Below are 12,376 nucleotides of genomic sequence, written 5' to 3'. Positions count from 1 at the left end.
GACAATCTCGACGCCGCGATCGAGCACATCAATACGTATAGCTCGCAGCACACCGATGCGATCGTCACGGAAGACCACGACCGCGCCATGCGCTTCTTGCGTGAGGTGGATTCGGCGAGCGTGATGGTCAACGCATCGACGCGTTTCGCGGACGGCTTCGAGTTCGGTCTGGGCGCGGAAATCGGCATCTCGAACGACAAGTTGCACGCGCGCGGGCCGGTCGGGCTGGAAGGGCTGACGTCGCTCAAGTACATCGTGCTCGGGCACGGTGAAGGCCGGCAATAAGTCGCCGTCGGCCGCGCGTTCATTGCGAACGCCGGAATAAGTGCCGTCCGCTGTGCGTTTAACCGCGGACGCCGCCGAGATGCTGCCGGCTCTGTCTTTTCACTTCGAACGCGCCGCCACGAGCGCTGATTTCCACGATACAAGTCGCAAGGACAGTTGATGCTTTGGGTAAAAACGTTTCACATCGTTCTGGTTGCTTCCTGGTTTGCCGGCCTGTTCTATCTGCCGCGCATCTTCGTCAATCTTGCGATGGAGACGGAACCCGCCGCGACCGCGCGACTGTTGACAATGGCCCGCAAGCTGTTCCGCTTCATGACGTTCATTGCCGTGCCGGCGCTGGCCTGCGGGCTATGGCTGTGGCTCGCGGTGGGCATCGGTCGCGGGCAGGGCTGGATTCACGCGAAGGTCGGCGTGGTGGTGCTGTTGATCATCTATCACGCGTATTGCGGCGTGCTGCTGCGGACCTTCGAGCGCGGTGAGAACCGGCGCACGGATAAGTGGTACCGGATGTTCAATGAACTGCCGGTGCTGGGGATGCTGGCGGCGGTGGCGTTGGTGGTGATCAAGCCGTTTTAAAACCGAGTCGCCCCACTTGTTGTTTCATGCCATGCTGTATCCAGTAGAGAACGGGCTCTTTAAGGAGCCCGTTCTTTTTGCGCGAGAGCTTTGCGAGACTGATCGACGGTTGGTCTTCCAGGTAGCGCCGATGCAAGCTTGGAAAGCCAGGTAATACCCCGCGAGACCTTAGCCGTCCGGCCCGATCCTTCTGCGCGTAATCACTTCCTTCGCTTGGGCCATTTTCTCGACCAGCTCCGGCCCGCGGCTCAGCGCCACGCCCACTGCCAGGATATCGCCGATCGCCAGATGCGAGACGCGCGAGGTCATCGGCGAAAAGATATCCGTGTCTTCATCGACGTTGGCGAACAAGCCCACCGTGGCAAGCCGCGCCAAAGGCGAATTGCCATGCGTGATCGCAATCACCTTAGCGCCCGCCGCCAGCGCTGACTTCACCGCATCGACGATATCGCGCGTGCGGCCGGTGTTGGAAATCGCCACCACCACGTCGCCTTCACCCAGCAACGCCGCCGACATCAGAAATGTATGCGGGTCCGAATACGCAACACTCGGCATGCCCAAACGAAAGAACTTGTGCTGCACGTCGAGCGCAGCGATGCCCGAGCCGCCCGCGCCGTAAAACTCGATACGTCGCGCCGCTGCCAGCAGCGCGATCGCCGCCGCCACGCTATCCGACGACAGATTGTTGCGCACCTGGATCAGCGCACCGATGGTCCGGTCGAGCACCTTTGCCGCCACGCCAGGCGCCGGCTCATCCGGCCGCACGTCGCGGTAGACCGCGGGCACTTCTGCAGCAATGCCTTGCGCCAACCGGATCTTGAACTCGCGAAAGCCCGAAAAGCCGAGCGCGTGACAAAACCGCGCAATGGTCGGCTGGCTGACACCTGCGCGCGCGGCCACTTCGGTCATCGACAGATCGAGCACCTCGCGCGGCGCCTCGATCACGTAGTCGGCCAGCTTGCGCTCGGACGGGCGCAACTGTTCACGCATCTCTTCCACCTGGGACAGCATCATCGGAAAACTCGCACTATGCTGAAGAATGCGTGGACTATATCTGATTGCTAAGGAAGCTACAAAAACTACATATATGACGCTAGGTGTATTCCCTAGGTTTTAGCGTTTACGTCGTTAAGGCATAACCAGTAAGGCAATGCGGCCGTTCAAAGATGCCGCATTGCAGCAGGACTCGTCATTGCGATCATGTAGTTTTTCTACTAACATTGCGACGTCGACTGTTTCGACATCCCCGCGATACCTGCCTGGCATAGTGCGCCTACGCCCCACTAAACGCACACGGCCAGCGACGAAGGAGCTCCGATGGTTTCCCCGCATTCGCAACTCTTGAAGGTCACGCAACGCGTGGTCGAGCGCAGCAAACCCACTCGCGAGGCGTATCTGACCCGCATCCATCACGCTCAAGGCAAATTCCCGGCGCGCGGCGCGCTCTCCTGCGCCAATCTGGCCCACGGTTTTGCCGGCCTCGAAGGGCGTGACAAGTTTGCAATCAAGGCGATCCGGGAGCCGAACATCGGCATCGTGTCGTCGTATAACGAAATGCTGTCCGCGCACGCGCCGTACAAAAACTACCCGGACATCATCAAGGAGGCCGCGCGGGAAAACGGCGGCGTCGCGCAATTCGCGGGCGGCGTGCCGGCCATGTGCGACGGTGTCACGCAAGGCAACGCGGGCATGGAACTGTCGCTGTTCTCGCGCGAAGTGATCGCGATGAGCACGGCGGTGGCTCTCACACACAACATGTTCGACGCGGCGTTGTGCCTCGGCATCTGCGACAAGATCGTGCCGGGCTTGTTGATCGGCGCGCTGCAATTCGGCCACCTGCCGACCATTTTCGTGCCGGCCGGCCCGATGGGCAGCGGCCTCTCGAACGACGATAAGGCCAAGACCCGTCAGCAGTTCGCCACCGGTCAGTGCGGCCGCGACGCGCTGCTCGAAGCGGAAGCCGCCGCGTATCACAGCCACGGCACCTGCACGTTCTACGGCACCGCCAACAGCAATCAGATGCTGATGGAAGTGATGGGCCTGCATCTGCCGAGTTCAGCCTTCGTGCATCCGCATACGCCGCTGCGCGACGCGTTGACCGCGCAGGCCGCGCGCCGCGTGCTCGATCTGACCGTGGATCGCGGCAACTACATGCCGATCGGCCACGTGGTCGACGAGAAAGCGATCGTCAACGGCATCGTTGCCTTGCTGGCAACCGGCGGCTCGACCAATCACACGCTGCATCTCGTCGCGATCGCGCGCGCGGCCGGCATCGTGATCGACTGGGACGATTTCGACACGCTGTCGCAAGCCGTGCCGCTGCTTGCGAAGATCTATCCGAACGGCAAGGCCGACGTCAACCACTTCCACGCCGCGGGCGGCGTCGCGTTCCTGGTTCGCAATCTGCTGGAAGGCGGCTTGCTGCACGAAGACGTGAACACGGTCGCCGGCAAGGGTCTGCATCACTACACCGAAGAGCCGAAGCTGCTCGACGGCAAGCTGCAATGGGTGCCGGGCGCGGCGAAGAGCGAAGACACAGCGGTGCTGCGTGATATCACCCAGCCGTTCCAGCCCGATGGCGGCTTGCGTCTGATGCAAGGCAAGCTCGGCCGCGGCGTGATCAAGATTTCCGCAGTGGCGGCGGCGCATCGCAAGGTGAAGGCGCCCGCCATCGTGTTCGATTCGCAGGAAGCGGTGCAGGCCGCGTTCGACAAGGGCGAACTGAAGCGCGACTTCATCGCCGTGGTGCGCTTCCAGGGCGCCCGTGCAAACGGTATGCCCGAGCTGCATCGTTTGACGCCGTTGCTCGGTGTGTTGCAGGATCAAGGTTTCCACGTCGCGCTGGTGACCGATGGCCGCATGTCGGGTGCGTCGGGCAAGGTCCCGGCGGTGATTCATCTGTCGCCGGAAGCATTGCTGCAAGGCCCGATCGGCAAGGTTCGCAGCGGCGATATGCTGGTGATCGACGCGGACGCCGGCGTGCTCGACATCGAAATCGATGGTGCCGAATGGGCGGCGCGGCCGGAAGCGTTGCCGCAGCATCAGGCGGAAAACGAAGTCGGCTTTGGGCGTGAACTGTTCGGCGTGTTCCGGGCGGCGGCGGCGCCCGCGGAGCAGGGCGCATCGGTGTTCGGCCCGATGGTGGGCGAGCGCGGCGCACAACAGGGCACCCAGCGGGGCGCACATCAGGGCGCACATCAGGGCGAACAGGCCAAAGCACCTGGCGAACAACACACAAGCACCACTCAAGCCAGCTAAAGGCTGCAGAAACAAGGAGTCTGACTATGACGGCGAAAACAGTAAGCGATATCGTGCGCCTCGGCCCGGTGATTCCGGTGCTCGCATTCGACTCGGCCGAACAAGGCGAACACGTGTCGCGCGCGCTGCACGCGGGTGGCGTCAAGGTGCTCGAAATCACGCTGCGCACGGCAGCCGGTCTGGAAGCGATTGAACGGGCGAGCCACCTGGCCGACGACATCGTGGTTGGTGTCGGTACGATCACGCGGCCGGAGCACTGCGCGCAGGCGAAGAAAGCGGGCGCGCAGTTCGGCGTCTCGCCGGGTCTGACGAAAGACATGCACAAGGCCGCGCAGGATGCCGGCTTGCCGTTGCTGCCGGGCGTGATGACGCCGTCCGACATCATCACCGCGCTGGAACTCGGCTACGAGATCGTGAAGTTTTTCCCGGCGCAGCAGGCCGGCGGCGTGCCGATGCTGCAAGCTTTTTACGGTCCGTTCCCGAACCTGAAGTTTTGCCCGACCGGCGGCATCACGGCTGAGACGGCGACGCATTTCCTGTCGCTGCCGAACGTGGTGTGCGTAGGCGGCTCGTGGCTCACCCCGAAGTCGGCATTAGCCGCGCAAAACTGGGAAGAAGTCACGCGTCTCGCACGTGCCGCGAGCCAGTTGGCCGCACCCGCTCACTAAGTCACAGTTGAAAGGGCGCGTTCTCTAACCGGCTACCACGGTCCGATACCAGGAGCCCCGTCGATACAGTCTTTCCGGCTGTCGCGGCGGGGCTCTTTTTTCGAGATGTGTGCTGGTTTCGCGCGCGTTGTACGACGACAGACAGTAGAATTCAGCGTCCGCGCGGTTGGCCGGGTTTCGAGGCTCGCCGCAGGCCGCAACGAGACAAGGTGTCAGCTGCGTTGCGCACCTACAATCAATAACGCAAAGGAGGAGCTCCATGGAAGCTGTCCACGGCAGCACGCTGCTGATCTTCGCGGTGATCGCCATCGCACTTCTGATCCTGCTGATCACTCGCTACAAGGTTTACCCGTTCCTCGTCCTGATCATCGTTTCATTGCTGCTGGGTCTCGCCTCCGGCATGCCGATCGGCACCATCGTCAAATCGTTCGAAACCGGCAACGGCAATACGCTCGGCCACATTGCGATCGTGGTCGGCCTCGGCACCATGCTCGGCAAAATGATGGCCGAATCGGGCGGCGCGGAGCGCATCGCGACCACCTTGATCGACAAGTTCGGCGAGAAGCACATTCACTGGGCGATGATGGTCGTCGCGATCATCGTCGGCTTGCCGGTGTTTTTTGAAGTCGGCTTCGTGCTGCTGATTCCGATCGCGTTCAACGTTGCCAAACGCACCAACAAGTCGCTGCTGCTGGTCGGCTTGCCGATGGTCGCGGGTCTGTCCGTCGTGCACGGTTTGATTCCGCCGCACCCGGCCGCGATGCTCGCGGTGCAGGCGTATCACGCCGACATCGGCAAGACGATTGCTTATGGGCTGATCGTGGGCGTGCCGACGGCGATCGTCGCCGGTCCGCTGTTCGCTCTGTTGATCAGCCGTTATATCAAGCTGCCGAAAGACAACGCGCTCGCTTCGCAATTCCTCGGCTCCGCTGGCGAAGCGGAAAATGACGGCAAGCAGCCGGCGCCGAAGCGCGAACTGCCGAGCTTCGGCATCACGCTGTTCACGATCCTGCTGCCGGTGATTCTGATGCTGATCGGCAGCTGGGCCGACCTTGTGTTTACGCCGAAGACCTTGGCGAATGATCTGCTGCGTTTCGTCGGCAATTCGGACGTCGCGCTGCTGATCGCCGTGCTGGTCAGTTTCTGGACCTTCGGCGCGAGCCGCGGTTTCAATCGTGAGCAGATCCAGAAGTTTTGCGGCGAATGTCTGGCGCCGATCGCGGGCATCACGCTGATCGTGGGCGCGGGCGGCGGTTTCGGGCGCGTGCTGATGGATAGCGGCATCTCGAAGGAAATCGTCAACGTGGCAACGGCCATGCATCTGTCGCCGCTCCTGTTCGGCTGGCTGGTGGCCGCGCTGATCCGTCTGGCCACAGGTTCGGCAACGGTTGCGATGACCACCGCCTGCGGCATCGTCGCGCCGATCGCCTCGGCTAGCGGCGTGCAGGTCACGCCGGAATTGCTGGTGCTCGCCACCGGTTCGGGTTCGCTGATCTTCTCGCACGTGAACGACGGCGGTTTCTGGCTGATCAAGGAATACTTCGGTATGACGGTGGGGCAGACCTTCAAGACATGGTCGCTCCTCGAAACCATCATTTCGCTGATGGGCTTGGGTTTGACTTTCGCGCTCGCGACGGTCGTGTAAGGAGCTTTTGATGATTCTGATCGCAATGGGCGTGTCGGGCGCCGGCAAAACGAGGATTGGCGAAATGCTGGCGGAACGCTTGCACTGCGCATTCACTGACGGCGACGCATTTCACAGCGCCGCCAACAAGGAGAAAATGCACAAAGGCATTCCGCTCACCGACGAAGACCGTTGGCCGTGGCTGCAAACCATCCGCGCGGCGATCGAAGAGAAGCAGAAGGTGGCCGAGGAGGCGGTGTTCACGTGTTCGTCGCTGAAGCGCTCGTACCGGGACGTTTTGCGCGGCGGCGGCAACGGCGATAAGGACGTGTGCTTCGTTTATCTGAAGGGTTCGTTCGAGGTGCTACGCGAGCGGCTGACCACGCGCACCGGTCATTTCTTCGATCCTTCGCTGCTGCAAAGCCAGCTCGATACGCTTGAGGAGCCTGGTCCGGACGAGGCGATCACGGTGAGCATCGAATTGTCGCCGGAACAAATCGTGGATGAGGTGGTGGTTCAGATGAAGGCGCGGTGAATCTCTGGCTCACGCGCGCAGGATGAAAAAATAGGCGCTCCAAGGAGCGCCTATTTTTATGTGAGAAACGTGCGAGCGTTGATCGCTTAAGCGATCCGCTTGGCCAACTCCACCGCCTTGCCGATATACGAACCCGGCGTCATGGCAAGCAAGCGATCCTTCGCATCTTGCGGAATCGCGAGACCGCTCACGAACGTTTGCAGCGCTTCACGCGTGATGCCCTTGCCGCGCGTCAGTTCCTTCAACTGCTCGTACGGGTTTTCGATGCCGTAACGGCGCATCACCGTTTGGACCGGTTCGGCCAGCACTTCCCAGCAGTTATCCAGGTCTTCGTTCAGACGCTGCGCGTTCACTTCGAGCTTGTCCAGACCGCGGATCAGCGAGTCGTACGCAAGCAGCGAGTAGCCGAACGCGACGCCGATATTGCGCAGCACCGTCGAGTCGGTGAGGTCGCGCTGCCAGCGCGAGATCGGCAGCTTGTCGGCGAGGTGGCGCAGGGTTGCGTTGGCCAGACCGAGATTGCCTTCCGAATTTTCGAAGTCGATCGGATTGACCTTGTGCGGCATGGTCGACGAACCGATTTCGCCGGCCTTCGTGCGTTGCTTGAAGTAGCCGACCGAGATGTAGCCCCACACGTCGCGGTCCAGATCCAGCAGGATCGTGTTGGCGCGCGACACGGCGTCGAACAGTTCAGCCATGTAATCGTGCGGCTCGATCTGGATCGTGTACGGATTGAACGTGAGCTTCAAGCGCTGTTCGACCACTTCGCGCGAAAACGCTTCCCAGTCGAATTCCGGATACGCGGACAGGTGCGCATTGAAGTTGCCGACCGCGCCGTTCATCTTGCCCAGCAGCTCGACCTTCGCGATCCGGTCGATCGCGCGTTCCAGACGCGCGGCGACGTTGGCGAGTTCCTTGCCGAGCGTGGTCGGGCTGGCCGGCTGGCCGTGCGTGCGCGACAACATGGGCTGTTCGGCGTGAGCGTGAGCCAGCGCCACGAGACGTTGATGCACCGAACGCAGCGCCGGCAGAATCACGTGCTCACGTGCGCCGGCCAGCATCAGGCCGTGCGACGTATTGTTGATGTCTTCCGACGTGCAGGCGAAATGGATGAACTCGCTCGCGCGTTCCAGTTCTTCCTGACCCTTCACCGATTCCTTCAGCCAGTACTCGACCGCTTTCACGTCGTGATTCGTGACGCGTTCGATGTCCTTGATGCGCGCGGCGTCGTGCGCGGTGAAGCGCTCGGCCAGTTGCAGCAGGAATTGTTCGGACGCTTCGGAAAAGCGCGGCACTTCAGCGAAACCGGCGTGCGAGAGCGCGATCAGCCAGTGGATTTCAACCGTCACACGATTGCGCATGAAAGCGGCTTCCGAGAGCCACTCGCGCAGGGCTTCGGTTTTCGCGGCGTAACGGCCGTCGAGCGGGGAGAGCGCGTTCAGCGCGAACAGGGTGTCGGGGCGGGTGTCGGACATGATGGCGGCGGGTTGGGGCGCAGAACGCTCGCGGAGCGCTCAGTGACCAGTTCGGGAACGGAGGGAATCGCGAATTTTACCATCGTGCGGCTTTCTGCCCGAAGTTGGCCGCGATCGGTCTCTCTTCATCTCGCATTGGCCCGCACGGAACCCCGCCTCCCAGCCGCGCCGCTAGAATGGCGACTCCTTCCCTCCCGCCGGCAGCAGGCTTTCGCATGGAACTGAAATGGCTCGAAGACTTCGTTTCGCTCGCGGAAACGCGTAGCTTCAGCCGCTCGGCCGAATTGCGTCACGTCACGCAGCCGGCGTTTTCGCGGCGGATTCAGGCGCTGGAGGCATGGCTCGGCACGGAACTGATCGACCGTTCGGTTTACCCGACGCGGCTGACGGCGGCGGGCCAGGTGTTCTACGAGCAGGCGCTCGCGATGCTGTCGCAGTTCCACGAGGCGCGCGCGCTGCTGCGCGGGCACACGGCGACGCCGCAAGCGACCATCGAGTTCGCGGTGCCGCACACGCTGTCGCTGACGTATTTTCCGCGCTGGCTGCAACGCATCGAGGCTCAGATGGGTCCGATCCATACCAGGCTGCGGGCGTTGAACGTGCACGACGCGGCGTTGGCGCTGGTGGAAGGCGGCTGCGATCTGATGATGGGCTATCACCATCCGAGCCATCCGGTCGCGCTCGATCCGGCGCGCTACGACATGCTCACGCTCGGCAACGAGCCGATCAGTCCGTTCTCGGCGCCGGGCCGGGCCGGCCGGCCGCGCCACACGCTGCCCGGCAGTGCCGAGGCGCCGGCGCCGTATCTCACGTACACGCCGAACGCATATCTGGGTCGCATGACCGAAGTGATCCTGGCCAATGCGCCGGAGCGCCTGTACCTCGACCGGCTTTACGAAACCGACATGGCCGAGGGGCTCAAGGCGATGGCGCTGGCCGGCCACGGCATCGCGTTCCTGCCGCACAGCGCGGTGGAAGACGCGGTCGCCGACGGCAAGCTGATTCGCCTCGACCGCGCCACGCGCGGCACGCCCGAAGGGCAGCTCACCTTGACGATGGAGATCCGACTGTATCGCGACAAGCTCGCGGCGAAGACCGACGATGCGCGGCAGATCCTTGTGCGGCAACTGTGGGACGTAGTGTCGGAGGAACTGGCGCAGCCAGGCGCGAGCGCGGCCTGAAATCTGCCTGCGCACGACATGAATTTGCGGCTTCTCGATGGTTATGCATAAAAAACATAATCGGATAAGGAAACGGCATTGGATTTCAAAAGCGCGTTTTTCGACAATCACGCTATTCGATCAACGCCGGAGCGTTCATGTCTTCACAGCAGCAAGTCGCACAATCCGCATCATCGTTGCAGCCGGTTCCCTCCTACCTCAATAGCGAAGACCTCGGCCCGTGGGGCAACTACCTGCGTCAGGTCGATCGCGTCGCGCCGTACCTCGGCTCGCTGTCCCGCTGGCTTGAAACCCTTAAGCGCCCGAAGCGGATTCTGATCGTCGACGTGCCAATCGAACTCGATAACGGCACGGTTGCGCACTTCGAAGGCTATCGCGTGCAGCACAACGTGTCGCGCGGTCCGGGCAAGGGCGGCGTGCGTTATCACCAGGACGTGACGCTGTCGGAAGTGATGGCGCTGTCGGCGTGGATGTCGGTGAAGAACGCGGCTGTGAACGTGCCGTACGGCGGCGCGAAGGGCGGTATTCGTGTCGATCCGCGCACCTTGTCGCGTGGTGAGCTGGAACGCATGACACGCCGCTACACGAGTGAAATCGGCATCATCATCGGACCGAACACCGATATCCCCGCGCCGGACGTGAACACGAACGAGCAGATCATGGCGTGGATGATGGACACGTACTCGATGAACCAGGGCCAAACAGCCACGGGCGTTGTGACCGGCAAGCCGATCACGCTCGGCGGTTCGCTGGGCCGTCGTGAAGCGACGGGCCGTGGCGTGTTCGTGGTCGGTAGCGAAGCGGCACGCCGCATCGGCTTCGACATCGAAGGCGCGCGGATCGCCGTGCAGGGCTTCGGTAACGTGGGTGGTATTGCCGCACGTTTGTTCCAGGAAGCGGGTGCGAAGGTGGTCGCGGTGCAGGATCACACCGGTTCGCTGTACAAGTCGACCGGTATCGATGCGGGCGCATTGCTCGAGCACGTCGCGAAGACGGGCGGCGTAGGCGGTTTCCCGGAAGCCGACGCGGTGACGAACGAGGAATTCTGGACCGTCGAATCCGACATCCTGATTCCGGCTGCGCTGGAAAACCAGATCACCGAAAAGAACGCGGGAAAGATCAAGACGAAGATCGTCGTGGAAGGCGCCAACGGCCCGACCACCACGGCAGCGGACGACATTCTTCACGACCGCGGCATCCTCGTGATTCCGGACGTGGTGGCGAATGCCGGCGGCGTGACGGTGTCGTACTTCGAATGGGTGCAGGACTTCTCGAGCTTCTTCTGGACCGAAGACGAGATCAACCAGCGCCTCGAGCGCGTGATGCGTGAGGCATTTGCCGCAGTGTGGCAAGTGTCGAGCGAGCAGAAGGTGTCCGTGCGGACCGCGGCGTTTATTGTCGCGTGTAAGCGGATTCTGGAAGCGCGTGAATTGCGTGGCCTGTATCCCTGATCGTCCGGTCTGAAGCAGTGGGTCCGCCAACTCGCGGACCGCTGCCAATTCTTGCCTCAACGCGGTTCACGAGACTGCGTGTTTGACCCGGCGGGCGGCATCGTATCGATGCCGCCCGCCTTTACGTATCTGCCCCAAAGGGATTTCCGCCAGGCGTGCGGCGTTTTGGATCCATGGCTAGGGCGCCGTAATCCCATAGTGGCGCGCGCGCGGGAGGAGGTCCCCCGCCCGGAGGAAGCCCACGCGAGGATCGGGAGATTGGTGGAAACACGCAACAAACATGGTTTATAGCGATACTTTCAGAATAATTACTTTGCTAAACTGGCGCCGGTTCTTGCCAAGGAGATCACACATGAAGGTTAAAAAAGCTGCGCTGCTGCTCGCGACTCTCGGACTGTTTACAGTTGGCGCGCATGCGCAAGACGCTGGCACACTGAAAAAGATCAAGGACACGGGCGTCATCTCGCTGGGTCATCGCGAATCGTCGATCCCGTTTTCGTATTACGACGACAAACAGAACGTCGTGGGTTATTCGCAAGAGTTCGCGCTGAAGGTGGTGGAAGCCGTCAAGCAAAAGCTCAATATGCCGAACCTGAAGGTCAAACTTACGCCGATCACGTCGCAAAACCGTATTCCGCTGGTGCAGAACGGCACCGTCGACATGGAATGCGGCTCGACCACCAATAACGCCGAGCGTCAGCAACAGGCTGCGTTCTCGAACACGATCTTCGTGATCGGCACGCGTTTGATGACCAAGAAGGATTCGGGCGTCAAGGATTGGGCAGACCTGAAGGGCAAGACTGTCGTGACAACGGCCGGCACCACGTCCGAGCGGATCCTGCGCAAGATGAACCAGGACAAGAGCATGGGCATGAACATCATCAGCGCGAAGGACCATGGCGAGTCGTTCCTGACGCTCTCCACCGGCCGCGCTGTCGCGTTCATGATGGACGACGCCTTGCTGGCAGGCGAGCGTGCCAAGTCGAACAATCCGGGCGACTTCGTGATCGTCGGCGCGCCGCAATCGCATGAAGCGTACGGCTGCATGATTCGCAAGAACGATCCGGAATTCAAGAAGGTGGTCGACGACGCGATCGCGAAGGTCGAAACCTCGGGCGAAGCCGATCAGATCTACAAGAAGTGGTTCGAATCGCCGATTCCGCCGAAGGGCCTCAACCTGAACTTCCCGGAAAGCGACGACATCAAGGCGCTCTTCAAGAGCCCGAATGACAAGGCAATCGATTAAACCTTAGCTGTTTTTTTGAAACGCTGAACGAAACGGAAGGGGCTACGCGCTTCTTCCGTTTCTTTTTGCTGGAGTCT

General features: G+C 61.7%; 10 protein-coding genes and 1 pseudogene. 9 read left to right on the top strand and 2 right to left on the bottom strand.

The genetic code is table 11. From position 1 onward, the window contains the following. Both QOC89_RS20945 and QOC89_RS20940 read left to right on the top strand, forming a co-directional pair. A pseudogene (locus tag QOC89_RS20945) lies at positions 1-285 on the top strand (gamma-glutamyl-phosphate reductase); the annotation flags it as partial. Positions 286-444: 159 nt separating this feature from the next. Further along, complete coding sequence (locus tag QOC89_RS20940) at positions 445-861, top strand: CopD family protein (RefSeq protein WP_120349445.1); 417 nt, start codon at positions 445-447, stop codon at positions 859-861. A 168-nt stretch (positions 862-1,029) separates the two neighbouring features. Here the strand turns inward: QOC89_RS20940 and QOC89_RS20935 are convergent, their stop codons facing one another. Then, positions 1,030-1,875 carry a MurR/RpiR family transcriptional regulator gene (locus tag QOC89_RS20935; protein ID WP_323046766.1) on the bottom strand — a complete coding sequence of 282 codons (846 nt, stop codon included), beginning with the start codon at positions 1,873-1,875 and terminating at the stop codon, positions 1,030-1,032. Positions 1,876-2,178: 303 nt separating this feature from the next. Between QOC89_RS20935 and edd the strand changes: the two genes are divergently transcribed. From edd to QOC89_RS20915, 4 genes are all read left to right on the top strand, one after another. Continuing rightward, the gene (gene edd, locus QOC89_RS20930) at positions 2,179-4,119 is read left to right on the top strand and encodes a phosphogluconate dehydratase (protein ID WP_323046765.1); all 1,941 of its coding nucleotides are present in this window, start codon (positions 2,179-2,181) and stop codon (positions 4,117-4,119) included. Positions 4,120-4,145: 26 nt separating this feature from the next. Then, entirely contained in the window at positions 4,146-4,787 is a 642-nt protein-coding gene (gene eda, locus QOC89_RS20925) for a bifunctional 4-hydroxy-2-oxoglutarate aldolase/2-dehydro-3-deoxy-phosphogluconate aldolase (RefSeq protein ID WP_323046764.1), read from the top strand. Positions 4,788-5,046: 259 nt separating this feature from the next. Continuing rightward, on the top strand, positions 5,047-6,432 hold the full coding sequence (locus tag QOC89_RS20920; protein ID WP_323046763.1) for a GntP family permease: 1,386 nt from the start codon (positions 5,047-5,049) through the stop codon (positions 6,430-6,432). Positions 6,433-6,442: 10 nt separating this feature from the next. Further along, positions 6,443-6,946 (top strand): gluconokinase, encoded by a 504-nt coding sequence (locus QOC89_RS20915; protein WP_323046762.1) that lies wholly within the window; start codon positions 6,443-6,445, stop codon positions 6,944-6,946. Positions 6,947-7,032: 86 nt separating this feature from the next. Here the strand turns inward: QOC89_RS20915 and purB are convergent, their stop codons facing one another. Further along, entirely contained in the window at positions 7,033-8,421 is a 1,389-nt protein-coding gene (purB, locus tag QOC89_RS20910; protein ID WP_323046761.1) for an adenylosuccinate lyase, read from the bottom strand. Positions 8,422-8,636: 215 nt separating this feature from the next. Between purB and QOC89_RS20905 the strand changes: the two genes are divergently transcribed. The 3 genes from QOC89_RS20905 to QOC89_RS20895 all read left to right on the top strand — a co-directional run bounded on the left by QOC89_RS20905 (position 8,637) and on the right by QOC89_RS20895 (position 12,299). Next, on the top strand, positions 8,637-9,602 hold the full coding sequence (locus QOC89_RS20905; protein WP_323046760.1) for a LysR family transcriptional regulator: 966 nt from the start codon (positions 8,637-8,639) through the stop codon (positions 9,600-9,602). A gap of 137 nt (positions 9,603-9,739) precedes the next feature. Then, positions 9,740-11,053: a Glu/Leu/Phe/Val dehydrogenase gene (locus QOC89_RS20900; RefSeq protein WP_323046759.1), complete on the top strand. Its 1,314-nt coding sequence runs from the start codon at positions 9,740-9,742 to the stop codon at positions 11,051-11,053. A 352-nt stretch (positions 11,054-11,405) separates the two neighbouring features. Then, positions 11,406-12,299, top strand: coding sequence for a glutamate/aspartate ABC transporter substrate-binding protein (locus tag QOC89_RS20895; protein ID WP_323046758.1), 894 nt, complete (start codon positions 11,406-11,408; stop codon positions 12,297-12,299). Positions 12,300-12,376 lie beyond the last annotated feature (77 nt).

The sequence above is a fragment of the Paraburkholderia sp. genome, assembly GCF_034668105.1.
Taxonomy (GTDB): domain Bacteria; phylum Pseudomonadota; class Gammaproteobacteria; order Burkholderiales; family Burkholderiaceae; genus Paraburkholderia.
This window is presented reverse-complemented; position numbering and strand designations above follow the sequence as displayed.